Origin of the sequence: Chryseobacterium sp. (genome assembly GCF_022712095.1) — a bacterium.
In the GTDB taxonomy this organism is placed as follows: domain Bacteria; phylum Bacteroidota; class Bacteroidia; order Flavobacteriales; family Weeksellaceae; genus Chryseobacterium.
In genome coordinates this window covers 1-26,353 of sequence record NZ_JALAHD010000228.1, presented here as the reverse complement: position 1 = coordinate 26,353, position 26,353 = coordinate 1, and the positions used below count along the sequence as shown (strand labels likewise).

At 35.9% G+C, this 26,353-nt stretch carries 23 protein-coding genes; 18 read left to right on the top strand and 5 right to left on the bottom strand.

Going from position 1 to position 26,353, the window contains the following annotated elements:
* The first annotated feature begins 13 nt into the window (after positions 1 to 13).
* The 11 genes from Q0A18_RS12080 (at position 14) to Q0A18_RS12030 (ending at position 13,380) form a co-directional block, all read left to right on the top strand.
* Entirely contained in the window at positions 14 to 3,076 is a 3,063-nt protein-coding gene (locus Q0A18_RS12080) for a TAT-variant-translocated molybdopterin oxidoreductase (protein ID WP_292010402.1), read from the top strand.
* Between the two features lie 25 nt (positions 3,077 to 3,101).
* Positions 3,102 to 4,499 carry an NrfD/PsrC family molybdoenzyme membrane anchor subunit gene (gene nrfD / locus Q0A18_RS12075; RefSeq protein WP_292010401.1) on the top strand — a complete coding sequence of 466 codons (1,398 nt, stop codon included), beginning with the start codon at positions 3,102 to 3,104 and terminating at the stop codon, positions 4,497 to 4,499.
* Positions 4,486 to 5,007 carry a DUF3341 domain-containing protein gene (locus tag Q0A18_RS12070; protein ID WP_292010400.1) on the top strand — a complete coding sequence of 174 codons (522 nt, stop codon included), beginning with the start codon at positions 4,486 to 4,488 and terminating at the stop codon, positions 5,005 to 5,007. The genes nrfD and Q0A18_RS12070 overlap by 14 nt, the downstream gene beginning before the upstream one ends.
* A gap of 1 nt (position 5,008) precedes the next feature.
* Entirely contained in the window at positions 5,009 to 5,689 is a 681-nt protein-coding gene (locus Q0A18_RS12065; RefSeq protein WP_292010399.1) for a cytochrome c, read from the top strand.
* An 8-nt stretch (positions 5,690 to 5,697) separates the two neighbouring features.
* On the top strand, positions 5,698 to 7,029 hold the full coding sequence (locus Q0A18_RS12060) for a quinol:cytochrome C oxidoreductase (protein WP_292010398.1): 1,332 nt from the start codon (positions 5,698 to 5,700) through the stop codon (positions 7,027 to 7,029).
* A 159-nt stretch (positions 7,030 to 7,188) separates the two neighbouring features.
* Complete coding sequence (locus Q0A18_RS12055) at positions 7,189 to 8,379, top strand: hypothetical protein (protein ID WP_292010397.1); 1,191 nt, start codon at positions 7,189 to 7,191, stop codon at positions 8,377 to 8,379.
* Entirely contained in the window at positions 8,379 to 8,915 is a 537-nt protein-coding gene (locus tag Q0A18_RS12050) for an adenine phosphoribosyltransferase (RefSeq protein ID WP_292010396.1), read from the top strand. The genes Q0A18_RS12055 and Q0A18_RS12050 overlap by 1 nt, the downstream gene beginning before the upstream one ends.
* 191 nt (positions 8,916 to 9,106) lie before the next feature.
* On the top strand, positions 9,107 to 9,814 hold the full coding sequence (locus tag Q0A18_RS12045) for a tetratricopeptide repeat protein (RefSeq protein WP_292010395.1): 708 nt from the start codon (positions 9,107 to 9,109) through the stop codon (positions 9,812 to 9,814).
* Between the two features lie 3 nt (positions 9,815 to 9,817).
* Complete coding sequence (ribH, locus tag Q0A18_RS12040; protein ID WP_292010394.1) at positions 9,818 to 10,336, top strand: 6,7-dimethyl-8-ribityllumazine synthase; 519 nt, start codon at positions 9,818 to 9,820, stop codon at positions 10,334 to 10,336.
* A 26-nt stretch (positions 10,337 to 10,362) separates the two neighbouring features.
* Positions 10,363 to 12,456 (top strand): LTA synthase family protein, encoded by a 2,094-nt coding sequence (locus Q0A18_RS12035; RefSeq protein ID WP_292010393.1) that lies wholly within the window; start codon positions 10,363 to 10,365, stop codon positions 12,454 to 12,456.
* A gap of 75 nt (positions 12,457 to 12,531) precedes the next feature.
* A complete protein-coding gene (locus Q0A18_RS12030; protein WP_292010392.1) occupies positions 12,532 to 13,380 on the top strand; it encodes a neutral zinc metallopeptidase in 849 nt (282 codons plus the stop codon).
* A 53-nt stretch (positions 13,381 to 13,433) separates the two neighbouring features.
* Here Q0A18_RS12030 and Q0A18_RS12025 read toward each other — a convergent pair whose 3' ends face one another.
* Positions 13,434 to 14,285 (bottom strand): GLPGLI family protein, encoded by an 852-nt coding sequence (locus Q0A18_RS12025; protein ID WP_292010391.1) that lies wholly within the window; start codon positions 14,283 to 14,285, stop codon positions 13,434 to 13,436.
* 8 nt (positions 14,286 to 14,293) lie between these two features.
* The gene (locus Q0A18_RS12020; protein WP_292010390.1) at positions 14,294 to 15,229 is read right to left on the bottom strand and encodes a GLPGLI family protein; all 936 of its coding nucleotides are present in this window, start codon (positions 15,227 to 15,229) and stop codon (positions 14,294 to 14,296) included.
* Positions 15,230 to 15,428: 199 nt separating this feature from the next.
* Between Q0A18_RS12020 and Q0A18_RS12015 the strand changes: the two genes are divergently transcribed.
* The 4 genes from Q0A18_RS12015 (at position 15,429) to sufD (ending at position 19,510) form a co-directional block, all read left to right on the top strand.
* Positions 15,429 to 15,758 carry an iron-sulfur cluster assembly accessory protein gene (locus Q0A18_RS12015; RefSeq protein WP_292010389.1) on the top strand — a complete coding sequence of 110 codons (330 nt, stop codon included), beginning with the start codon at positions 15,429 to 15,431 and terminating at the stop codon, positions 15,756 to 15,758.
* A gap of 78 nt (positions 15,759 to 15,836) precedes the next feature.
* A complete protein-coding gene (sufB, locus tag Q0A18_RS12010) occupies positions 15,837 to 17,285 on the top strand; it encodes a Fe-S cluster assembly protein SufB (RefSeq protein ID WP_292010388.1) in 1,449 nt (482 codons plus the stop codon).
* A 102-nt stretch (positions 17,286 to 17,387) separates the two neighbouring features.
* Positions 17,388 to 18,131: a Fe-S cluster assembly ATPase SufC gene (gene sufC, locus Q0A18_RS12005; RefSeq protein ID WP_292010387.1), complete on the top strand. Its 744-nt coding sequence runs from the start codon at positions 17,388 to 17,390 to the stop codon at positions 18,129 to 18,131.
* 71 nt (positions 18,132 to 18,202) lie between these two features.
* Positions 18,203 to 19,510 carry a Fe-S cluster assembly protein SufD gene (gene sufD, locus Q0A18_RS12000; protein WP_292010386.1) on the top strand — a complete coding sequence of 436 codons (1,308 nt, stop codon included), beginning with the start codon at positions 18,203 to 18,205 and terminating at the stop codon, positions 19,508 to 19,510.
* A gap of 62 nt (positions 19,511 to 19,572) precedes the next feature.
* On the opposite strand, the gene Q0A18_RS11995 is transcribed toward sufD, so the two are convergent.
* Together Q0A18_RS11995 and Q0A18_RS11990 are read right to left on the bottom strand one after the other, a co-directional pair.
* Positions 19,573 to 20,493 (bottom strand): DUF3078 domain-containing protein, encoded by a 921-nt coding sequence (locus Q0A18_RS11995; RefSeq protein ID WP_292010385.1) that lies wholly within the window; start codon positions 20,491 to 20,493, stop codon positions 19,573 to 19,575.
* Between the two features lie 187 nt (positions 20,494 to 20,680).
* A complete protein-coding gene (locus Q0A18_RS11990) occupies positions 20,681 to 21,601 on the bottom strand; it encodes a DUF3078 domain-containing protein (protein WP_292010384.1) in 921 nt (306 codons plus the stop codon).
* Positions 21,602 to 22,016: 415 nt separating this feature from the next.
* On the opposite strand from Q0A18_RS11990, the gene Q0A18_RS11985 reads away from it, so the two are divergent.
* The 3 genes from Q0A18_RS11985 to gdhA all read left to right on the top strand — a co-directional run bounded on the left by Q0A18_RS11985 (position 22,017) and on the right by gdhA (position 25,477).
* Complete coding sequence (locus Q0A18_RS11985) at positions 22,017 to 22,787, top strand: rhomboid family intramembrane serine protease (protein ID WP_292010383.1); 771 nt, start codon at positions 22,017 to 22,019, stop codon at positions 22,785 to 22,787.
* Positions 22,788 to 22,821: 34 nt separating this feature from the next.
* The gene (gene dprA, locus Q0A18_RS11980; protein WP_292010382.1) at positions 22,822 to 23,928 is read left to right on the top strand and encodes a DNA-processing protein DprA; all 1,107 of its coding nucleotides are present in this window, start codon (positions 22,822 to 22,824) and stop codon (positions 23,926 to 23,928) included.
* Positions 23,929 to 24,118: 190 nt separating this feature from the next.
* A complete protein-coding gene (gene gdhA, locus Q0A18_RS11975; protein ID WP_292010381.1) occupies positions 24,119 to 25,477 on the top strand; it encodes an NADP-specific glutamate dehydrogenase in 1,359 nt (452 codons plus the stop codon).
* Between the two features lie 126 nt (positions 25,478 to 25,603).
* On the opposite strand, the gene Q0A18_RS11970 is transcribed toward gdhA, so the two are convergent.
* A complete protein-coding gene (locus Q0A18_RS11970) occupies positions 25,604 to 26,092 on the bottom strand; it encodes a YkgJ family cysteine cluster protein (protein WP_292010380.1) in 489 nt (162 codons plus the stop codon).
* Positions 26,093 to 26,353: the final 261 nt, after the last annotated feature.

The window sequence follows — 26,353 nt, the reverse complement described above, 5'->3', positions numbered from 1 at the left end:
ATTAGAAGTATAAATGGCTTCAAACAAAATACAATTTAGAAGTATTCACGAACTTAAAGATCCAGCTTTAAATCACAAGCTGGCTCAGAAAGAGTTTCAAGAAGAAATTCCAGTAGAAGATTTCCTTGAAGATGCTGAACAAAACGGATCAAGTACTTCAAGAAGAGATTTCTTAAAATTATTAGGTTTCTCTACAGCAGCTGTAACATTAGCTGCGTGTGAAGCTCCGGTAATTAAAACGATCCCTTATGTGGTTAAACCGCATGACATTATTCCTGGGGTTCCTAATTATTACGCTTCAACTTATTTTGACGGTTTCGACTTCGCAAGTGTTTTAGTAAAAACAAGAGAAGGTAGACCAATCAAAATTGATCCGAATCCAGCTGCTGGTGATTTAGGTAAAACTAATGCCAGAGCTCAGGCCAGTGTACTTTCTCTTTATGATAATGATAAAGTAAAACAGCCTAAATTAGACGGAAAAGACGAAACATTCGACAAAGTAGATGACTTCGTTATTAAAGGACTTAATGAAGCTAAGGCTGCAAATAAAAGAATTGTTGTTTTATCACACTCTTTTGCATCCCCTACTTTTAAAAAATTATTCGCGGAATTTAAAGCACAATATCCTACAGCGGAATTAGTAACTTATGATGCTTATCCATACTCTGCTGCATTAGATGCTGCTCAGGAGGTTTTCGGACAAAGAGCATTACCAGTTTACGACCTTAAAGGAAGTGAATTAGTAGTAGCTTTCCAGGCAGATTTCTTGGGAGATTATAACGCTGCAAGTTTAGAGACTTCATATGCTGAGGCCAGAAAGCCGGGAGCAACCATGTTGAGACACATTCAGGTAGAATCCAATATGTCATTAACAGGGGCTAACTCTGATTCAAGATACAGATTAAAACCAAGCGAAGTAAATAAAACTTTAGTTGAAGTTTACAATGCTATCGTAGGCGGTGGAACATCTGATAAAACTGCTACTGAAATTGCTAACGAATTAAAAGCTAAAGGAAGCAAAGCTGTTGTTTTAGCTGACGGTTCCAAAGGAGCACAGGTTTTAGCACACTTAATCAACCAGAAGTTAGGATCAGTTGCTTTCACTGGTAAAGCAAACCTATTAAAAGAATTTGACAAAGCAAGATATCAGGAATTTTTAGGATGGGTAAATGCAGGTCAGGTTGGAGTATTAATTACCAATAACGTTGACCCGATCTATTCACACCCTAAAGGAGAAGATTTCAAAAAATCTTTAGCAAAAGTTCCTTATGTAATCGCTGTTGCAGATAAGAAAAATGAAATGTACAAAGCAGCGAAAGCTGTAATTCCTGTAGCTAATTGGCTAGAATCTTGGGGAGATATTGAACCTCAGTCAGGAGTATATTCATTAATGCAGCCTACGATCCAAAAAATCTATAAATCAAGACAGATTGAAGAATCTCTATTGGTTTGGAAAAATGGTAAAAACAATGCTGCTAATAATTACTACGATTACTTAAAAGCAAATGCTACTTCTATCTTAGGAGGTACTTCTTTCAATAAGGCATTATACAATGGTATTAATACTTCTGCCAATGCTTCTTCACTATCATACGCTGGTGGAAATGCTGCTCAGGCTATTGCTGAGTTAGGAAGTATCAAACCATCTGATCTTGAATTAGTATTATATACTAAGACTTCAATAGGAGATGGTACTCAGTCAAATAACCCTTGGCTACAAGAGTTACCTGATCCAATCACAAGAATGTCTTGGGATAATTATCTGACTATTTCTCCAAAAGATGCTGAAAGATTAGGAATAGAAAACAGTCTGAACGCAAGAATGCAGTTAAATGGTTCTATTGTAAACCTTACTGCAAACGGAGTAACAATAAAAGATGTTCCTGTATTCATCCAACCTGGACAAGCGGAAGGATCTGTAGGTCTTGCACTTGGATATGGTAAAAAGAATTCCGGAGCAACTGCTGATACAGGAGTAAACGCTTATCCTCTATTCGATGGGTCTAATTTGATCGTTTCTAACGTTAAAATAGAGAAAACGGGAGAAGATCATGAGTTTGCAGGAGTACAGCTTCAAAATACATTAATGGGTCGTTATGAAATCGCGAAGGAAGTTCCTTTAAATGATTTCTTAAACGTAGCATTTGATGATGAGCACAAAGGATGGAACAAACCATTGGAATATCATACGATTAGTGGTGCACTTCCCGCAGGTAAAATTGACCTTTGGGATGCATTCGATGATACGGACGGACCTCACTTTAACCTATCAATCGACTTGAACTCATGTACTGGATGTGGAGCATGTATTATTGCTTGTCAGGCAGAAAACAATGTTCCGGTTGTAGGAAAAGAAGAAATAAGAATGTCAAGGGATATGTACTGGTTAAGAATTGACCGTTATTATTCTGCAAGACAAAAAGTAGAGGTATATGAAGGATTAAAAGATGGAATGGCAGTCCCTGAACTTTATGGAACTGCATTCAGTAAAGATGGTGGTGCGTTAAATCACCCTGCAGATAATCCGGATGTAATCTTCCAGCCTGTAATGTGTCAGCACTGTAATCACGCTCCTTGTGAAACAGTATGTCCGGTAGCTGCTACTTCTCATGGTAAGCAAGGTCAAAACCACATGGCCTACAACAGATGTATCGGTACCCGATATTGTGCTAACAACTGTCCGTATAAAGTAAGACGTTTCAACTGGTTTACTTATAACCTTAATGATAAGTTCGACTTCAATATGAACAATGACTTAGGAAGAATGGTTCTAAACCCGGATGTTGTTGTAAGAACAAGAGGGGTGATGGAGAAATGTTCAATGTGTATCCAAATGACTCAAAATACTATTCTTGAAGCTAAAAAAGAAGGAAGAAAGGTTAAGAGTGAAGAGTTCCAGACAGCTTGTTCAAAAGCATGTTCTACAGGGGCAATGAAGTTTGGAGATATGAATGACAAAGAATCTGAAGTTAGAAAGTTATATTCTAGCAACAGAAGATATTATTTACTAGAAGAGATCGGAACAAAACCAAATGTGTTCTATCACGCGAAAGTAAGAAACAGAGTAGAAAAATAAAGTTTAAATAATAAATAGGTATAAAATGTCAGGACATTACGAAGCTCCGATAAGAGAACCTCTAATTATTGGTCACAAAACTTATCACGATATCACAGAAGATATTGCAAGACCTATCGAAGAGAGAGCAGGTAAACTATGGTGGATTTCATTATATGCAGCCTTAGTTCTATTCATCTACGGTTTTGGTTGTATCGCTTACACTATCGGAACGGGTATTGGAGCATGGGGACTTAACAGAACTATTAACTGGGGTTGGGATATTACCAACTTCGTATGGTGGGTAGGTATTGGTCACGCCGGAACCTTAATCTCAGCGGTATTATTATTATTTAGACAGCGTTGGAGAATGTCTGTTAACCGTTCTGCGGAAGCGATGACAATCTTCGCAGTTGTACAGGCAGCAATCTTCCCTGTAATTCACATGGGTAGAGTTTGGGTAGGATACTGGGTGTTCCCTCTTCCTAACCAGTTCGGTTCTTTATGGACTAACTTTAACTCTCCTCTACTTTGGGACGTATTTGCGATCTCTACATATTTCTCAGTATCAACAGTATTCTGGTTCATGGGTCTTATCCCTGACTTTGCAATGATCAGAGACAGAGCAAAGACACCTTGGACAAAGAAAATTTATACATTCCTAGCATTCGGTTGGGGTGGTAAAGCAAAACACTGGCAAAGGTTCGAAGAATTATCTTTGGTATTGGCAGGTTTGGCAACTCCACTTGTATTCTCAGTACACACCACCGTATCCTTCGACTTCGCCACTTCGGTAATTAAAGGATGGCACTCTACAATTTATCCTCCATATTTCGTTGCCGGTGCGATCTTCTCAGGATTTGCAATGGTACAGACACTGTTGTTAATCGCTAGAAAAGTGTGTCATCTGGAAGATTATATTACTATGTACCATATTGAAATTATGAACATTGTAATCGTTCTTACAGGAGGTATGGTAACTGTAGCTTATGCAACAGAATATTTTATCGGATGGTATTCCGGATCAAGATATGAAGACTTTACTTATCTATCTCCGGGAGCTGCAGTAGGACCTTACTGGTGGGCTTTCTGGTCATTGATTATCTGTAACCTTGTTGTTCCTGCATCTTTCTGGTTCAAAAAAGCAAGAACCAATATTATCTGGACATTCATCGTTGCATTGATCATCAACATTGGTATGTGGTTTGAGCGTTTCGACATCATCGTTATCAACCTTTCAAGAGATTACTTGCCAGGAACATGGACGATGTTTAAACCAACAATTATTGATGTGGGTGTATATTTAGGAACAATCGGATTCTTCTCTGTATTATTCTTATTATACGCAAGAACATTCCCTGTAATTGCACAGGCTGAATTAAAATCGATTCTGAAAATCTCAGGTGAAACTTATAAAGCAAAAGAAGGAGATGAGCACCACTAAAATTGTATACGGACTTTATGCTGACGACGACGATTTAATGAACGGCGTTAAAGCATTCAACGATAAAGGAATTAAAATCAACGAGGTTTATACTCCGTTCCCGGTTCACGGGCTAGACAAAGCTTTAGGGTTAAAGAAAACAAGGATTTCGGATGCTGCATTCATTTATGCTTGTTATGGGCTTACAATCGGAGCCCTGGTAACGTGGTATGTAATGAATCATGACTGGCCTCAGAATATCGGTGGTAAGCCTGCTTTTGACTGGGCTCACAATATGCCGGCATTCGTGGTTCCAATGTTCGAATTAATGGTTTTCTGTGCTGCTCACATGATGTCATTGACTTTCTTGGTAAGAAATAAAATGTATCCTGGTGCGGCTCCGCAAAACCCGGACCCGAGAACTACCGATGATAAATTTATGATGGAATTTGTAACTGAAGATGTAGAATCTGTAAAACAGTTACTGATTGAAACCGGAGTTGAAGAAATAACTGTTAAAGACGCTTAAAATGAAAAAGAATGTACTAAAAATTACAGCAATTTTAGGTTTAACAACAGTTTTACTTAATTCTTGCGGACCAAAAGAAAATGCACCATTAGTATATTTTCCTGACATGTATTTTCCTGTAGCTTACGACCCTTTGATGAAAGCTGAAGATGCATACTCAGATCATGAAAATGAAATTCCTGCTTTTGTAAAAAATAATGGAGCAACAGGCCTCTCTCCTGTAGAAGGAACTGTTTCTCAAAATAAAGACGGAGTTTTTGAAGAAGGTAAGCTTCCTAAAAATGTTGATGAATATAACGCAGGTTATAACGCTTCAAAATTAATTACAAGCTCTCCTTTAAATCCTGCTAATGCTGAAAAAGATATAGCAAGAGGAAAAATATTATTTGATCACACTTGTGCTGCATGTCATGGTACGGCAGGAGACGGTCAAGGACCAATAGTACAAAGTGGAGCTTATTCGGGAGTACCAAACTATGCAGATAGAGAAATTACAGTAGGATCTGTTCACTATGTACTAACCAACGGTAGAAATGCTATGGGGTCTTATGCAGGACAATTAAATCCTGGAGACAGATGGAGAGTGGCTTTGTATGTGATGAATGCTTTTAAGAAAAGCACAGCTCCGGCAGCAGCAGCTACTACAGAAACAAAAACAGATTCTACCGCAACTAAAAAATAAGAAAAGAAATGTATAGTTTTTCACCAAAATTAAAGTCAACTTCTATAATACTTCTTGTTGTAGGTTTAGTTCTATTTGGTATCGGTTTCTTCTTAAACAAAGGAATCAGCACTGAAAAAATAGAGCAGATGATGGAAGCTGTTCATGCTTCAGGTCATAATGCACCTACACATTCAAGTGAAATGGTGGGTCCTCAGGATCATGCCTCACATTTAGAACATGCTGCAATGCAGATTCACAATCAGCCTTTGGCATCGATTCACTTTGTAGCTGTATTTTTCTTTGGAGTAAGTTGCTGTGTATTATTTTTCTATTGTATTCAGCACGCTGCTCATGCAGGATGGCCAATAATTATTACAAGAGTAATGGAAGCTATTGCTTCTTATATCCCTTGGGGTGGAGTGATCTTAATTATCATTATGATCTTAAACATCACTCATAACGGTCATTTATTCCACTGGATGGATCCAGCTTTAACAGATCCTTCAGATCCCAATTTTGATGTGATATTATTTGAAAAGAAAAAATTCTTAAATATTCCTTTCTATGCTGTTAGAACAATTATCTATGTAGCAGGAGCAACTTTCTTCGCATGGAAACTGAAAGCAGCATCCAAGAAGGTAGATGATACAAAATCAAGAGTAGATTATCAAATGCTTTACAGATGGTCTGTTGGTTATATTGCATTCTTCGGATTTGCTTCAGCAGCTTGGGCATGGGATTGGTTGATGTCTATTGATCCTCACTGGTATTCTACAATGTATATCTGGTATTCAATGGTTAGCTGTCTTTCAAGTGGTATCGCAGTAATCATCCTTCTAAGTGTATATCTTAAGAAAAATGGTTTCTTACCACAGTTTAATGACAATCACTTACACGATTTAGGAGTATTTCTTTTCGCTACAAGTATGCTTTGGACATATACATGGTTTGCACAGTTCATGCTCTACTGGTATGCAAATATTCCGGAAGAGGTAAATTATTTCTTTGGAAGATTTGAACACTACTCTATCACATTCTTACCAATGCTTATTTTAAACTTCTTATTACCATTATTAGTTTTAGTAAGCAGCAGCATTAAGAGAAATTATAAGGTAGTAACCACAATGGCTGTAATTGTCCTTATTGGTCACGTTGTAGATTACTTCAACATGGTAATGCCAGGAACAGTAGGTCCATACTGGAAAACACCTGAAGTATTATTATTAATCTTAGGAGCTCTATTATTCGTAATAGGATTATTCATCTTCACAGTAATGTCCGCATTATCTAAGCTGAAATTAATTCCTACAGGTAACCCTTACCTACACGAATCTGAAATTTATGAATATCCTTTCTAAGGATTTCCAAATAACAAAAAAGCTGGTCATTTAATGATCAGCTTTTTTGTTTAATATGATTCTAAAATGAGTCCATATTTTCCCAATAATTCAATAAAATATAAAATAAAAATTCCTATTATTAATCCTTTTACTAAATTTGCACAAACCAGATAAACAATGAAAAAGTTTTCTTTTCTTCTCATATTCAGTTTATTGCTGTTTACTGCATGTAAAAAGGATCATGTAGATGCCACCAATACACAGACACTGCAGTCCAGTATCAATGATATGGCATCAAGCCTTTCCACCATTAAACAGATCAAATTCAATGAAGCGTTATATATCCTTAAAACATTTGGAGTAGAGGCTGATGGAGATGTCAATGAGCTTAAAGCACTGGGGCAACTGATTAATGGAAAAAAAGTTCCTGAAATCATGAGCATGGCAGATCAGGTAGCACAGCAAAATGGCATTGAATGGGCAAGCACAGCACCTCCATCCTTAGGTGAAATGAATATTTTCGGAGATGAAAAGGCCAAAGAAAGTGACCCTAATGATGTAAAGGCAAATTCATTAAGCATAACAACCAATCCTACAGGAGACAATGGAACCGGAGCAACTGCCATTCAGATTATTCCAAGATTAGTAGATAATGCCGGAAATCCTATTACATTTACAGGAGCAGCCTTAGAAACTACGCTGGAGGTTTTCAGTAACGGATCTAAGATATATACTTCAAAAAACTTAATGCAGGATAATAACTTCCGTGGTTTTAATCTTAGATTCTCATCCATACAGGCATCAAAAGTTATAGATAACAAAATAGATATTACAGTTTCTGTAAAAACTACGGCAAAAACATTTAAAATGTCTAAAATAGGGTTAGATGTTAATCCTTATGCATTAAAAGTTCCCGAAGCTCCGAAAATAGACTCTACAGCATCAATACAGGATCCATCTATGACGGATCCAAACATCTCGGTGAGCTCTACAGGTACAGATCCAAATGCAACAATACCTCCGGCAACAGCTACTCCAAAGCAGCCTACAGCAGATCCTAAAACAACAGTAAATAAGTTCCTGAATAATGTAGGTTCTCAAAATTTAAAAGCAGCCTTTGACTCTTCCAATAACCCATCTTGGGGAAGCTATGAATCATTTTCTAATCCAACATCCGGTTTTGGTGCCGTAAAAAGTCTTACAGTCAAAAACATTACGACAAGCGCATCTAATACTAATTCGGCAAGTGTAAACGCCACCTATGATGTGACAGATAAGAATGGAAACACAACTGCCCTGAAGGTAACCTTTGGATTGAAAAATGTTAACGGAGACTGGAAAATTTCCAGCTATAAAATAACCCCATAATGGCATCACAAGACCTTATCAATAAATTAGAAAATACAATAGAAAATATAGCTGATTTTCCTATCCCGGGAATTCAGTTTAAAGATATTTCACCCATCTTTCTTGATCCAAAATTATATGAGGAAGTAATCCAAGATCTGGTGGCTTTCAGTAAAGGAAAAGTAGATGCAGTCTGCGGAATAGAAAGTCGTGGATATCTATTTGGTATCGCAGTAGCGGTAGCGCTTGAAGTTCCTTTCATTTTGATCAGAAAAAAAGGAAAGCTTCCACCTCCCATTATTTCGGAAAAATATGATCTTGAGTATGGAAGTGCCGAAATAGAGACCCGCGAAGGACAGATAAAAAAGGGACAGAGAGTTCTGATCCATGATGATTTACTAGCAACAGGAGGGACCACTGAGGCGGCAGCTAAGCTGGTAGAAAAACAAGGTGCTACTGTGACACAGTTCAGTTTCCTTATCCGTCTGAAAGACTTGGGAGGAGCTGAAAAACTTAAAAAGTTTGATGCAGGTTTGTATACTCTACTTGAATATTAATCCCAAAAAACTGGGTTCGAGTAAATTCATAATAGTTTCTTTAATAAAGCTCTATACAGTAAGTCAATACTCAAGAAACATTTATTAGGGTTGTAAAGCATACCTTATAATAAAAATCTTCACTATTCACACAAAGTATTTTGTAAATCACTCAGAAACAATTAAATTTGCATTTCAATTTTTAAAAATCTATGGCAAAACTTTCAAAGAATGCTCAGAAAGAGCAAGAAGGTAAAGAAACAGTGGAATTTTTTAAAGATCTTGATAGAGAGGCTTTAAACACTGAAAGATTCCTTGAGAAATACTCAAAACCATTAGGGATTATCTTTGGGTTATTAATATTAGGAGTTTTAGGTTTCTTCGCTTACCAGCAATTTATTGTAGCTCCTAAAAATGAAGAAGCTGTAAAAGGTTTCTTAGCAGCTCAAAAAAACCTGTCTGAAGGAAAAGACAAAGATGCCTTGGGAGGAAAGTCTGCTGCAAACCCAGGGTTCTTGGGAACTTATAACGAATATTCTTCTACTAAAATAGGGAAGCTTTCAGCTTATAATGCAGGTTTACTGAAATTTAAAGAAGGAAAATTCCAGGAAGCATATGACCTTCTGGATAAATTCACTACAGACAATAAGACCCTTATGGCATTGAAATATGGAGCTATGGCAGATGCAAAATCCGGTCTTAATAAAAATGATGAAGCATTATCATTATTAGATAAAGCAACTTCAGCTTCTGATGATCCATATACTTCGTATTACTTCACAAGAAAAGCCGGTATTCTGGCATTAGGCTTAAAGAAAAAAGCTGAAGCTAAAAAATACTTTGCTACTATTGATGAAAAATATCAGGACTACGATAACGGAATGTCCGATTCTTACATTGAAATGACTAAATACTTTTAAAAAATGGCAACAGTTAATCTTTCCGATTACAAGCCACTCAATATAGCTAATGCCGAAGATTTTTCTATCGGCATTGTTTTTTCTGAGTGGAATGATTTTGTAACTTTTAATCTTCGTGACGGAGCTTTAGAAACCTTAATAAAAGAAGGGGTTAGAGCTGAAAACATCAAATTATTTCCGGTTCCGGGGGCATTTGAACTTAGCTATGCCAGTATGCAGCTTTGTAAAGAAAGAAAATATGATGCAGTAATTGCTATCGGATGTGTAATCCGCGGAGAAACAGCTCATTTTGATTATGTCTGTTCTGCTGTAACCCAGGGAATCACAGACTGCAATATACTTACTGATACCCCAACCATTTTCTGCCTTCTTACCGATGACAATAAAGAGCAATCTATAGCAAGAAGCGGAGGAGCACTGGGAAACAAAGGTATAGAGGCAGCCGTAACCGCTTTAAAGATGATTGACTTTAAAAAGAACCTTTCCGGTAAAAAAGGAAATATCGGATTTGGACACTCCTAGGTATAGAACTCAAATTACTGCTGCATATGTTCCCAAAAAAAATTAAACCCTTTCTATACCTTGGGATATTCTATCTCATCGTATCATTGCTGCTGAGAATCGTCTTTTTTTTCCACCCTATCACTACAGCAGATTTTGGATTTTTTGAAATTATAAAGGTAATATCCATAGGCCTCGTAAATGATATATTTGTATTTACCATTGCAAGTTCATTTCTGGCCCTTTACTTTTTATTTTTATCTGATTCAAAATACAACAAACCTTACGGATATATTATATTGGGCACCCTTCTATTATTCCTTTTATATATCCAGTTTATTCCCAATAATATTTTCAAACAGTACGGAGGCTCGGTAAAAGAGATCATTCTGATATTTGTAGGGATCAAAACTCTGCTGTTTGGCTCTATGCTCTTTTTACCTGCATACCGAAAGAGAATACGAAGTGTATCATATTTCATTACAATTTTCATTTATGTATTGGTTATTGTTTTCAATGCAGTCAGTGAATATTTCTTTTATAATGAGTTCGGTCTTCGATATAACTTTATAGCAGTTGATTATCTTATCTACACCAATGAAGTAATAGGAAATATCATGGAAAGTTATCCTGTAGTTCCTCTCTTCTCTGTTATTATTATTATAAGCACTATCATTACCTGGTATATTCATAAAAAGACTAAAATAGAACTGGAAGATCCTCCTAACATCAAACAAAAATTCATACTGCTGGGTACCTTTATAGTAATGGTAGGATTAAGTCTTATTGCTATTCCTTCTCTCATGCAGATGAAATCACAGAATGTATTTTCGGATGAAATTAAGGCTAACGGACTTCCAAAATTCTATTGGGCATTTACTCATAATGAGCTCGATTATTTCCAGTTTTATTCAAAAATAGACCAGAAAAAAGCAGATAATATCTTCTTAAGCCAATATACCGAGCCCACCCTCGAAAGAAATATCATTTCCGGACAGCCAGAGCTTAAAAAAAATGTAGTCTTAATTTCTATTGAAAGCTTATCTGCTGAATTCATGGCTCACTACGGAAACACCCGAAATATCACTCCTTTTCTGGATAGCCTTGCAGATCGTTCGCTCATGTTTACTAACCTGTATGCAACAGGAAACAGAACTGTACGTGGACTCGAAGCTTTAACACTATCCATACCACCCACAGCCGGGGAGAGTATTATTAAAAGAGAAGATTATAACAAAAATAAATTCACAACCGGAGGTGTTTTTAAATCCAAAGGTTATGATGTTAAATTCCTATATGGGGGATATAGCTATTTTGATAATATGGAAGATTTCTTTGGAGGAAATGGCTATGACATTATTGACAGAAATAATTTTAAATCAGATGAAATCACCTTTGCCAACGTATGGGGAGTAGCTGATGAAGATATGGCGAAAAAAGCAATCCAGACCATGAATGCGGAAGCTAAATCCGGAAAACCTTTCTTCAATCACTGGATGACGGTTTCTAACCACAGACCTTTCACTTATCCCGATGGAAGAATAGACATTCCCGGTAATGCAAAATCAAGAGACGGAGGAGTAAAATATACCGACTACTCTATCAGAAAATTCTTTGAAATGGCTAAAAAGCAGGATTGGTATAAAAACACGGTCTTCATCATTGTGGCTGACCACTGTGCATCAAGCGCAGGTAATACGGAGCTGCCAATGGATAAATACAGAATTCCCGCAATGATATTTTCTGAAGGATTTATAAAACCTCAGAAATTTAATAAGCTTATGTCTCAGATTGATATCATGCCTACCCTATTCGGTCTGCTCAACTTTAATTATCATTCTAAGTTTCTAGGGCAGGATGCTCTTAAAGAAAATTTCCAGCCTAAAGCTTATATTGCAACTTATCAGGACCTGGGCTTTGTAAAAGACGAAAGATTAACCATCATATCACCTGTAAGACAGATAAAACAATATTCTCTTCAACAGGAAAAAAGTAATCTTTCTCCTGAGTTTAATATTTACTATAAGGAAAATCTTTTAAAAAATAAAAATACAGATCAGAACCTTATAGAGCAGACTATTTCTGCATATCAGGCTACATCTTACTGGCTTAAGACCAACCAGTTAAACAGAACTAAGTAAAAAGTACTGAAAAGTAATTATTTAACAATAATTTAAATATAAAATTTTTACCTTTACTCATAAAATTACTTAATTATGAAATGGACAGAAGACAGAGGCGGAAACGTAGAAGATAGACGAGGTCTTGGAGGAGGAGCTGTTGTAGGAGGAGGACTTGGTACATTGATCATCGCCGCTATCATTTTCTTTTTAGGAGGTAACCCCTCCAGCATTTTAAACTCCACTTCATCATCACAGGGGTATTCTGAAAAAAGAGAATTAACGGAAAATGATAAGAAGATAGGACAAATGGTGGATATGATGGGCAAATGGAATATCATTACCTGGGAACAGATCTTCCAGGAAAATGGGATGACTTATGTTAAACCTAAAATCGTTCTTTTCGAAAATACAACCCAATCCGGATGTGGTACTGCCGAATCTGCAATGGGTCCATTCTATTGTCCGGCTGATCAGACAGTCTATATGGATATGAGTTTTTTCAATGAGCTTCAGCAGAGGTTCGGTGCTAAAGTTACTGAGTTTACGGTGGCTTATGTTTTAGCACATGAAGTAGGACATCATGTGCAGACTTTGCTGGGAACCACCCAAAAAGTAGATGCACTTAGAAGAAGCGGTCGTTATTCAGAAGCTGACATGAATAGAGTTTCCGTAGCAACAGAATTACAAGCTGATTTTTACGCCGGAGTCTGGGCAAAACGTACGGACAGCAGAGAAGGGATTCTTGAGCCGGGAGACATAGAATCAGCCATAAGTGCTGCAGAAGCTGTTGGAGATGATAATATTCAAAAAAGAGCACAGGGATACGTTAATCAGGAAAGCTTTACCCACGGATCTTCTGCACAACGTAAAGAATGGTTTATGAAAGGTTATAATACCGGAGACATCAGACAGGGAGATACATTTAATCAACTTCTGAAATAAATAATAAAAAAAGAGTCCGAATAATTCGGACTCTTTTTTTTCGGACTCTTTTTTTATTGTAATTCAATTGGGTTGTTGTTGGTCTTAGCTTCTTCTTTTACTCTCTCTTCCATTCTCTTTCTCATATCAGCCTGATTTTGTCCTCCGCCAGGACCGCCAGGTCCATTTCCTCCTGACCTTCTAGGCTGAGAAATACTAGCCCCCTGCATCATAAAAGAAACCGGATCTTTTTGAAATTTTTCTTGTTGTTTTACAAAATCTTTTCTCTTCACCTTTATTACATTTCCAGGTCCTCTCTGTGTTAAATCTGGAAGCTCTGCAATTTTGTAATTTTTCATCAAATCAAATGAATAATCCCCTTTACTATCCTCTATTTTTACAATTAATCCCGGAAGTCCGCTGAACTTATACGGTCCATCCTGATAAGGAAGATCTGTAGTAAACCAAGCCGTCCACTGTCTTCCTCCAAAATCAGCTTCCGCTTTTTGGACTTTATATTCCCCTATTGTCATTGTTTCAGGAAGAATTTTCCAGTCCAAATTCCGATCCTCTTCATAAGAATAGGTATCTCTTCCTAATCTGTCTTTAAAAGAAGTTTTCTGATTCTTTTTGTCCTTCTCAATGGTATAATTGATATTGGATCTCAAACTTTCCATCTGATCCCTGTTAAAGCTTCTTGCTCCTCCGCTTTGAAATGCCTTTGACATAATAGAATCCCTTTTTATTCTATTTTCAGAATAAAAAAGAGACTTTTCAGGGGAAATATCTAAATAAGCGTTTTCCGTTTTTATATCATTTTTATTCGTAGAATCCAGCTTCATAGTCACCTGATATACAAACCTGTTGGTTTGGGCAAACATACTTTGCATTAATAAGGCAAACGCAATAATACCTAACTTTTTCATTTATAATTTTATTTGAGTTCAATTGGGTTCTGATTTCCTGTATTTAAGGAAACATTATTAAAGTTACCAGATGCCAACGAAGTCCCTTCATTATCCATTCCTCCAGAAGGTCTTCCTCTTCTTCCACCTCCCGGCATTCCACCACCTGGTCTGCCTACGCCTCCGGAAGGCTTTATTCCTCTCTCACTACTTTCTGCAATAGACCTCTTATTTTTTCCAAATTCAAGTTCTAAAGCTGCTTTATCTCCATTAAATTCAACTCTTGTACTTTGTTTTGCATCAGGTCTTATCTCTTCTTCAAAAGCATTTTGAATGGTTATTTTTTTAACAAGATCAAATTTATAATCCCCTTTATCATCTTCCAGCTTTACAATAAGCCCTGGAAGTCCGTTGAATTTATAAGGCCCGTCAGAAATAGGAATATCTTTTGTAAACCAGGCCGTCCATATTCTTCCTCCAAAATTCACAACCGCTTTTTGAGCATTATATCCATTCTGCTTCTCTGTAACATTCATTATTTCCCAATTCAGAGGTCTGTCTTCCTTATAATAGATTTGCTTATTAAGTACTCTGTCATAATAATAAACCTGTTTTTCTGCAATATTCTTTGTAATAAAATATTCAAAAAAAGTAGGCTCTATTTTCATTCCCGCTTTTGGAAACTTCTTTTCATCCTTTTCCTTTTCCTTTTTCTTACTCTTATTTGCTTCTTTGGCTTCCTCCGACTTAAAAAATGCTACCTGCAGGGAATCTTTCATTAATTTACTTTCACTGATAAATAAAGACTTATTACCCTTTATATCCAAAAAAGTCTTTTCATTTTTCAGATCCACCAGATTAATAGAATCCGGATTCACCGAAGTTTCATATACATAACGTATAGTCTGTCCGTATGCTACGGTTACAAAAAGTAACGCAAAAAAGCCAAGTAATCTTTTTTTCATTGTTAATTTATAGATAAAAAATACGAATCAAAGTTAAATCAAAAACAGAATCAATTCTGCTTCATAAATTAGAATTTGTACAAATTTTAACATGAGTGATCTTTCCGTAATGTAAAATAGTTAAAATAGATACCATCAATTTGAGATTGCGGAAATTAGTTTGTATTTTTGCAACATTAAATCATTCTAAATAAATACAATGATAAAAGTATCGGATCAAGCAAAGGCAAAAGCCATTCAGCTGATGACTGAAGAAGGCTTTAACCCTGCTGAAGATTATATAAGAGTGGGGGTGAAAAGTGGGGGATGTTCTGGTTTGGAGTATGTTTTAAAGTTTGACAACCAAAAAGCAGAAACCGATCAGATTTTTGAAGACAACAATATCAAAATTGTTGTAGATAAAAAATCTATTCTCTATCTAGCAGGAACCATCCTGGAATATTCAGGAGGATTAAACGGGAAAGGATTTGTTTTTAACAATCCTAATGCATCCAGAACATGTGGTTGTGGAGAAAGTTTTAGCTTATAGACACTAGATACCAATATCAGACTTTCGGGTTTATATTCCGGACTTCTGAAATCTGGTATCAGAAATCTAAAAAATATAATGAGTAAGTATACAGAAGACGATTTACGCGTCGATTTAGAAAATAAAAAATATGAATTCGGCTGGGAAACCAAAATTGATTATGAAGACTTCCCAATCGGTTTAAATGAGGACATTATCCGTGCTATTTCTGCAAAAAAAGAAGAGCCGGAATGGATGACGGACTGGCGTCTGGAGGCTTTCAGAGTATGGCAGAAAATGACGGAGCCCGATTGGGCTAACATCAAGTATGAAAAACCGGATTTTCAGGCTATACGCTACTATGCTGCTCCTAAGGTAAAACCTGAGCTGGCAAGTTTAGATGAAGTAGATCCTGAATTATTAAAGACTTTCGAGAAGCTTGGTATTAATATCGAGGAACAAAAAAGACTTTCCGGAGTAGCGGTTGATATCGTTATGGACTCCGTTTCTGTGAAAACAACATTTCAGGAAACATTGGCAGAGAAAGGGATTATCTTCTGCTCTATTTCAGAAGCGATAAAAAATCACCCGGATTTAGTGAAAAAATATATTGGTAAAGTAGTCCCGCGAGGAGATAACTTTTATTCAGCATTAAATTCTGCTGTTTTCTCTGACGGAAGTTTTTGTTATATCCCAAAAGGAGTTCGTTGTCCGATGGAACTTTCTACTTACTTCCGTATTAATCAGGCAGGAACAGGACAGTTTGAAAGAACACTTGTAATCGCAGATGAAGGAAGTTATGTATCCTACCTGGAAGGGTGTACAGCACCGTCAAGAGATGAGAATCAGCTGCACGCAGCTGTTGTAGAACTCATAGCTTTAGACAATGCAGAAATTAAATATTCTACCGTTCAGAATTGGTATCCGGGAAATGAAGAAGGAAAAGGCGGTGTATTTAACTTCGTAACCAAAAGAGGGCTTTGTGAAAAGGGTGCAAAAATCTCCTGGACCCAAGTAGAGACCGGTTCTGCTGTAACATGGAAATATCCTTCATGCATCCTGAAAGGGGATAACTCTATCGGAGAGTTCTATTCAATTGCGGTAACTAACAATCATCAATATGCCGATACAGGAACTAAAATGATTCATATTGGAAAAAATACAAGATCTACCATTATTTCCAAAGGTATTTCGGCAGGCAAATCCAATAATTCCTATAGAGGTCTGGTAAAAGTAATGCCTTCTGCAAAAGGAGCTAGAAATTTTTCCCAATGTGATTCTTTATTGATGGGCAATGAATGCGGAGCTCATACTTTTCCCTATATTGAAATCAAAGATCCTACAGCTCAGCTGGAGCATGAAGCGACTACTTCAAAAATCGGAGAAGATCAGATTTTCTACTGTAATCAGAGAGGAATTGACACAGAAAGAGCTATTGCTCTGATTGTAAATGGATTTAGTAAAGAAGTTTTAAACAAGCTCCCTATGGAATTTGCTATTGAAGCTCAGAAACTTCTTGAAATTTCATTAGAAGGATCTGTTGGATAGAATGAAAATATACATTCAGTATTGCTAGAATAAAATAAAAGAATATAAAGAGGTAATTATAATTTTCAAATTATCATATTACCAAATTATCATATTAAAACTATGTTAGAAATTAAAAACTTGCACGCTAAAATTGAAGACGGCGCAGAAATTTTAAAAGGAATAAATCTCGAAATAAAGCCAGGTGAAGTTCATGCTATAATGGGACCTAACGGGGCAGGAAAATCAACTCTTTCTTCGGTAATCGCAGGAAAAGAGGATTATGAAGTTACCGACGGGGAAATCATTTTCGGAGGAGAAAATATCAATGAAGATGCACCGGAAGAAAGAGCCCATAAAGGAATTTTCCTTTCTTTCCAGTATCCGGTAGAAATCCCGGGAGTATCAGTGACCAATTTTATAAAAGCGGCTTTAAATGAAAACAGAAAAGCTAACGGGCTTGAAGAAATGCCTGCAAAAGAAATGCTTGCTCTGATTCGTGAAAAATCCGAGAAACTGGGTATTAAAAAAGATTTCCTTTCCAGATCACTGAATGAAGGTTTTTCAGGAGGTGAAAAGAAGAGAAATGAGATCTTCCAAATGCTTATGCTAAATCCTAAATTAGCTATTCTCGATGAAACAGATTCAGGATTGGATATTGATGCCCTAAGAATCGTTGCAGATGGAGTAAATCATTTCAAAAACGAAGGAAACGCTGTTCTTTTGATCACTCACTATCAAAGATTATTGAATTATATCCAGCCGGATTTTGTTCATGTTTTGGCTAATGGAAAAATCATCAAAACTGGAGATAAATCTTTAGCATTAGAACTGGAAGAAAAAGGTTACGACTGGCTGTTGAATTAATAGTCCGAAACAACCCTTCTAAAATAATTTTAATTATAATATAAATAGGTGTGATAGCCGAAGTACCAATAATGGCTTTATACGAACAACTTACAGAAAACCACAACCAATTCCTGGAGAGTCTTCACCATAGATTTTTAGATGGAGACAGAAAATCAGCTCTTCAAAAATTTGAGAACATTGGTTTTCCAACCAAAAAAGACGAAGAATATAAATATACGAACCTTAAGGAAATTACGGAGAAAAACTATAACTTTTTCCCTAAGGAAGGTCATAACATCACTAAAGAGCAACTGGATGAGCTACATCTGGGAGAAGAACATTTCGACTGGATTGTTTTTATTAATGGAAAACTACACAAGGAACTTTCAAGAGTTTCCATTGAAAATGTAGAATTTCTTTCTTTCAATTATGCTCTGAATGATGAAAAACATAAAGAAGTTTTTGATCAGTATTTCAATACTCTTACTCCTGAAGATTCAGCATTTACCAATCTGAATACTGCCTATTGCAAATATGGTTTTTTCCTAAAGGTTCCTAAGAATGTGGTTATTGAAAAACCCATCCATGTTTTCTATTTATCTCAGAACCAAGAAGAAAACACATTCTATAACACCCGAAACCTTCTGATTGTAGAAGAAGGTGCAAAAGTAGAGGTTATTGAAAGTCATCATAACTTTGATGAAACTTACACATTTACCAATTCAGTTACTGAAATTTTCACTTATCCTAATGCAAAAGCTGACTGGCACAAGCTTCAGAATGATAATGATACTTCTTATCTTATCGACAGTACTTTTGCGAAACAGGAAAAAGATAGCTTAACGACAGTAAACACCTTCTCTTTTGGAGGGAAACTGGTAAGAAACAACTTAGACTTCATTCATAACGGACAGAATATCAACTCGTTTATGAATGGAATTACTATCATCGGAAAAGAACAGCTGGTAGACCACCATACAGCAGTTCATCACAACCAACCTAACTGTGAAAGCTATCAGAATTATAAAGGTATTTATAAGGATAATGCACACGGGGTTTTCAATGGGAAAGTTTTCGTTGACAAAATCGCTCAGAAAACAAATGCTTACCAGCAAAATAATAATGTGCTATTAAGCGAAGGAGCTACCATTGACACTAAACCTCAGTTGGAGATTTTTGCAGATGATGTAAAATGTTCTCACGGTTGTACCGTGGGACAACTTAATGAAGATGCTCTCTTTTACTTAAGAGCAAGAGGAATTTCCAAGAAAGAAGCACAGGCTTTATTATTATATGCATTTGCTAATGATGCCATGCAGAATATTGATATAGAACCCTTAAAGGAGAAAATATCCAAGCTTTTAGCTGAAAAACTGGAAGTAGATATTGAATTTTAAAATATAATAAAAAAGCACCTTAATTAAAGGTGCTTTTTATTAAAGTAAGACCTGATTATTATTTATTTCATCCAAGTCTGATTATCTTTTTTCTCTGAACGTTTCACTCCGTTATCAAAATTATAAGCAACTCCAACTCCCAATGTCTGCTTTAGCTGTGTTCTTTTGATCTGATTGTGATCATATAGAAGGTCTAGTGTAATATTGGAAGAAATATATTTGTTGATCTTCATATTTAAAATGGCTCCATATGCTAAAACAAGTCTTTCCGGATGATCTAAATAATTCGAAAATACAGAAGCTGTATTCGTTAAATTAATATTATCCATAATTTTCACTTTGTAAACAGCTGTTCCTAAGAAACCGAATTGAAATAAAGAAGAATCTCCATCATTCTTAAGCCCGTAGCTTCCCGCATACTGTAGATCTTTATCCAGTACGAAAGTCCATCTGGCATTTGCAGGACGCAATGTCATAGTGAAATTGTCATTAGGCCTGTAAGTAAAACCGGCACCTATATTAAGATATCCCGGAGCCATAAAGTTTGAAAGCTTTAAAGCGTCAGGGTTATTGCCATCTTCATATCCCGCTGCAAATTGTGTCTGTAAGCTGGCTCCTGCAGAAACGTACCAGTTTTTAGCTATTTCTCTACCATAATTGGTAGAAAGGTTGATAACATCCTGTGTTTTTCTTGTTCCTGTTCCTTTGGTATTATTCTGTCCGTATCCCAGAATAACAATATTTTCCCATAAATCTTTTCCTTTTTCATAGGTCATATTATAGTTTATACCGGCAAGCCAACCTACGTTATTGGCTCCCCCACCTACCCAGTTAGAGAATGCGGCCTGATTAAGCATTAAAGTATTTTGCCCTTGTATAGACCATGCTTTTATAGTGTCTACCGCGGCAGCATCTGTTTTAGTTTCTTGTGCAGCTGTTGTTATTCCCAAAGAAATGGAAATAAGTAATAATTTTTTCTTCATAAGTAAGGATTTTTTAATTTTATTTATAAATATAATAAAAAACAAATCACAAATATTCGAAATATTAAAATAATTCTAGCAAAAGAAAACAAACTTAAAACTACACATAATAACACTTCTTCCGAAAAGAAAAGAAGCTTTACAAAATAGGATATCTGTAAAGCTTCTTTTTTAATTTATTATTATTCTATTTTTTAATCCACCATTGATTGTCTTTACGTGAAGAGCGCTTTACTCCATTATCTAAAGTATAAGCGAAACCAACTCCTAAAGTCTGTTTCAATTGTGTTTTCTGAATTTGATTATGATCATACAGTACATCTACTGTAACATTAGTAGAGATGAACCTGTTTACTTTAAGATTTAAAATACCTCCATAAGATAATACCAATCTTTCAGGATGATCCAGATAATTGGAAAAAACAGAAGCAGTATTAGTGAGACTGACATTATCCATTATTTTCAGTTTATAAGATGCTGTTCCCAGAAAACCGAACTGCAACAAAGAACGGTCACCATCACTCTTTAAACCATAACTTCCAGCATACTGGAGTTCTTTATCTAATACAAAAACCCATCTTGCGTTGGTAGGTCGTAAAGTAACATTTAGATTATCATTCGGTCTATAGGTAATCCCCATCCCGACATTCAGATAACCGGGAGCCATAAAATTTGATATTTTTTTAGCACTTGGATTATTTCCATCTTCATATCCTGCCGAAAATTGGGATTGGAAACTTGCTCCCAGCGAGAAATACCAGCTCTTGGAAAACTGTCTTCCGTAATTGGTGGAAATATTAATAACATCCTGCGTCTTTCTTGTTCCAATACCTTTTGTATTGTTTTGTCCATAATCCAGAATAATAATATTTTCCCATAAATCTTTATCCTTTTCATAAGTGATATTATAATTCACTCCAGCAAGCCAGCCCACATTATTAGCGCCTCCACCTACCCAGTTTGAGAAAGCAGCCTGATTAAGCATTAAAGAATTTTTACCTAAAACAGACCAGTATTTTATGGAATCTTTTACAGGCTCTTTTTTTTCCTCTTGCCCACTGGCAAAAATCCCTATGGAAATGGAAAGAATCAATAAAAACTTCTTCATTATTTAAATGACTTTTCCTGCAAAAATAGAAATATAATTTTTTCAACACAAAGATAGAGGGTACAAATAAAAAATGTGTTTTTTTACTTTCTCTTTTTTTAAGCACATAAAAAACAGTTTTTTATAAGTAAAAATCGGAAAAGTACATTCCCAATGTCTATTTGCCGACTTATCTTTGTAATCAAATAAAGGTAAATTATTAACTGAATTAAAGACAAAAGATAAAATTTAAAGCTTCTTATATATTATTTTTAAACGTTGGAGGGTCATGTGTTATCACATGACTCTCTTCTTCATAAATAATAAAACCATCTCAAAATCATTACTTTTTGTCTTACTTTTAGTTCAAAATAATAAAACCATCGCCAAATTTTCCGAAATTTATCATTGGCTTTCGATTTGAGATAATATCACCATGCTAAAAAATGTAATTTCCAAAAAAGCAATTATAAATCCGCTACTGATGCTTGCTGCGATGTGGTTTGGATACTTCTTACAGCTACACGGCTTTTTTGAAAGTTGTTTTGGCGCAATTATTCCTCTTTTACCTGAAGGTTTGCTCGGAATAATTACCTCTCCTCTTTTACACGGGAATATAGATCATATTATAGGAAATTCAATTCCTATGGCAGCTCTTATGTTCTTGTTATATCAATTTTATCCTTTGGTAGCCAATAAGGTTTTTATAATTGGCTGGCTAGCTACCGGATTCCTTGTATGGCTGCTTCCTCCCATAGATATCCTTACAGGTGAATATATGTACACCTGCACAATTGGAGCTAGTGGTGTAGTTTACGTATTGGCATTTTTTCTTTTTTTCAGTGGCGTTTTCCGATGGAACATGAAGCTGCTTACCATTTCACTTCTGGTTGTTCTGTATTATGGAAGCTTGGTATGGGGAATGTTTCCTGAAGAACTTTTCTACACACTTAATGAGCCCAGCAAGATCTCTTGGCAGGCTCACCTTTCAGGAGCTATTGTAGGAAGTATCATCGCATTCATTTTTAAAGATGTCGGAGAAAGAAAGAAAAAATATATCTGGGAATTTCCTAATTATTATAGTGAAAAAGATGATAAGCTTTGGCAGGAATATAAAGAAAACCATCCCGAAGACTTCTCTGAACTTCCTTACAAGAAAAGAGATGATATTTGGGATCATCTGGATGATTTAAGAAGAAGAAAATAATTCTCAATTTGTTACATTTGAAAGAAAAACACAAATGTACACCGAAGAACATCTTTACTCTATTGCATTACGGGAGTGCCTGCTGATTGGTGATATTAACTTTTCCAAATTGGTTAATACATTCGGAAGTGCTAAAAATGCATGGTTTCAAGCTAAAAAAGAATATCAAAAAGTTGATGGCATAGGTTTCAAGACTGTGATGGATATCGGAAAAACCGAACATTTACAATTTGCGGAAAAAGAACTTCAGTTCTGTGAAAGAAATCATATTCAGATCAGTCTTAAACATCTTAATCAGCTTCCCTCTTTACTGAATGAGTGTGACGATGCTCCTTCCGTTCTTTATCATAAGGGCCAGCTTGAACTTTCAAACCCCATTAGCATTATAGGAACAAGAAACATAAGCCCTTATGGAAAAAAATTCATCAAAGATTTTTTTGAGGAAACAAAGTCTTTTAATTTCTGTTCTGTCAGTGGCCTTGCATTAGGGACTGACAAAGAGGTTCATGAGCAATCTATAAATTGTAACATCAAAACTATTGCTATTCTGGCACATGGTTTTACCACTTTATACCCTTCTAAAAACAGGAAACTCTCTGAGAAAATCCTTGAGGAGAATGGCTCACTGGTTACTGAATTTAATTCTTCCCGAAAGCCGGACAGGGAAAATTTCCTCCAGCGAAACAGAATTATAGCAGGACTTTCTCCCTCTACAATTGTAGTAGAAACCGGATTTGGAGGTGGTTCTATCAGCACGGCCACCTATGCAAATAATTACAACAGGGATGTATATGCACTCCCCGGAAAGATTACCGATCCATACAGCCAAGGATGTAATCACTTAATTTTCCAGAATAAAGCCGCAGCTATTTCAAGCATTAAAAACCTGATCGATTCTCTGGGCTTTAATCCTTCTTCGCTCAAAATGGAAGAACTTTTTCCTATCCCAACAGAAGCTATTCAACTTACTGAAAATCAATCATTAATCTATCATACCATTTTACATAATTCTCAAATTTCATTAGATGATCTGGCACAAAAAATTTCCATCCCAACTCATAAAATTTTACCTTTAATTCTGGAATTGGAGCTTTTGGGTAAAATAAAATCACTTTCAGGGAGACAATTTGTAGTAATTTAAGATTTAACCATTTCTTAATATTGCACTATTTCAAGCATAATATTTAATTTTTGACAAAATTTAAACACAAATTATCAATTTAATAATATTACGCCTCATTATTGTTAAATTTTAAACAATTATCAAATATGGTGTTGCGAATCTTGAAAAAAAAATTAAATTTGTTGGCAATAATATTCAACCTTAATATATGGAACAATATAATATTGAGCAGAAGATTCAGGAGTTTATTGCAAAGATTGAAGCAAAAAATCCTAATGAACCGGAATTTCTACAGGCTGTAAAAGAAGTTGCTGTTACTGTAATTCCGTTTATTGCCACGAAGAAAGAATACACTGGAATGAAGCTCCTTGAGAGAATGGCAGAAGCAGAAAGAATTATTATATTCAGAGTTCCTTGGGTTGATGACAAGGGAGAAATCCAGGTAAACCGAGGATTCAGAATACAAATGAATTCGGCTATCGGACCTTATAAAGGAGGAATCCGTTTCCATCCTACAGTAAATTTATCTGTTCTTAAATTCTTAGCCTTTGAACAAGTTTTCAAAAACTCTTTGACAACTCTTCCGATGGGAGGAGGAAAAGGAGGTTCCGATTTCGATCCTCAGGGAAAATCAGACATGGAAGTTATGCGTTTCTGCCAGGCATTTATGACAGAATTATGCAAACACGTAGGTCCTGAAACCGACGTTCCTGCAGGAGATATCGGAGTTGGAGCAAGAGAGATAGGATATCTTTTCGGTCAGTACAAAAAAATCAGAAACGAGTTCACTGGAGTTCTTACAGGAAAAGGGCTTGCTTATGGAGGTTCATTGATCCGTCCTGAAGCTACCGGATATGGTGTTGTTTATTTTGCAGAACAGATGCTAAGAACGATTGGACAGGATTTTAAAGATAAAACTGTAACAGTTTCGGGTTTTGGAAATGTAGCTTGGGGAGTTATCAAGAAAGTTAATGAATTAGGAGGGAAAGCAGTTACTATTTCCGGTCCCGACGGATATGTTTATGATAAAGATGGTATTACCGGTGAAAAAGTAGACTATCTATTAGAACTTAGAGCTTCCGGTAACAACAGAGCAGAAGATTACGTTAAAAAATATCCATCTGCAGAATTTTTCCCAGGAAAACGCCCTTGGGAAGTTAAATGTGATGTAGCAATTCCTGCTGCAACTCAGAATGAATTGGATCTGGAAGATGCTAAAGTATTAGTAGATAATGGGTGTGCCTGTGTAACTGAGGCAGCGAATATGCCTTCTACACTAGAAGCTATCAACTACTTCCTGGATAATAAGGTTTTATTCTCTCCTGGAAAAGCATCTAATGCTGGAGGTGTAGCTACGTCAGGTTTAGAGATGACACAAAACTCAATCCGTCTGAACTGGACATCAGAAGAAGTGGACGCAAGATTAAAAGAAATTATGATTGGAATTCATAAAGCCTGCAGAGATTACGGAAAAGAAGAAGACGGTTATGTAAACTATGTAAAGGGCGCTAATATTGCAGGTTTCGTAAAGGTTGCCGAAGCTATGCTAGCACAAGGAGTAGTTTAATCAAAATATAAGGTTAGGGAAAATCCCTGACCTTTTTTCTTATACCTGGTTCCGGGATAATGGACAAAAAAGTAAAGTGAAAGGAGAAAGCATTGAGAATTCAATGCTTTTTTATTTCTATATCTCTTATTTATTAAGACGCTTCTCTAATCCTTCCACAAACTCAAAGGCAGCGGGACAAATCACAGTATTCTTAATCATAAGGCTATTGATCTGATAAATCTTTTTCCTATCCGTATGAGGATATTCCCTGCAGGCTTTGGGCCTCACCTCATATATAGAGCATGTATTATCTTCATTTAAAAAGAAGCAGGGTAAGTTTTGAAGTACTTTATCATTGTCTTCATCCACTCTTAAAAATTTTCTCTCAAAATCTGCCGGTTTTAAACGAAGATGCTTAGCTATTCTTTCAATATCTTTTTCAGTATATAAAGGACCGGTGGTCCTACAGCAGTTGGCACATCCCAGACAGTCAATTTTTTCAAAAACCTTCTCATGGACTTCCTGAACTATATAATCCAGATTTTTAGGAGGCTTTTTCTTTAGTCCCTCTAAAAATTTCCCATGCTCTTTTTGCCTTTGCAGAGCTTGTTTTTTGTAAAAATCTAAATTCATTGTATTCTTTTGCAAAGATATAATATTGTTTTATGAAATTTATCAAAAGCCAAAAATACACATTATTATAAATCAATTATTTAACTTTTTAGCTTTATATTTTGGCTTCTGAGGAGCTACAGTAAATATCTATTCATTATATTAGCTTTTGCATATAAACAGCCTCAATATATCTTAGAATGTATACTTGTTAATACATCTGCTTCGAAATATCTGCACAATATAGAATCCTGTGAAGGCATGAACGAATATGTCCTGTAT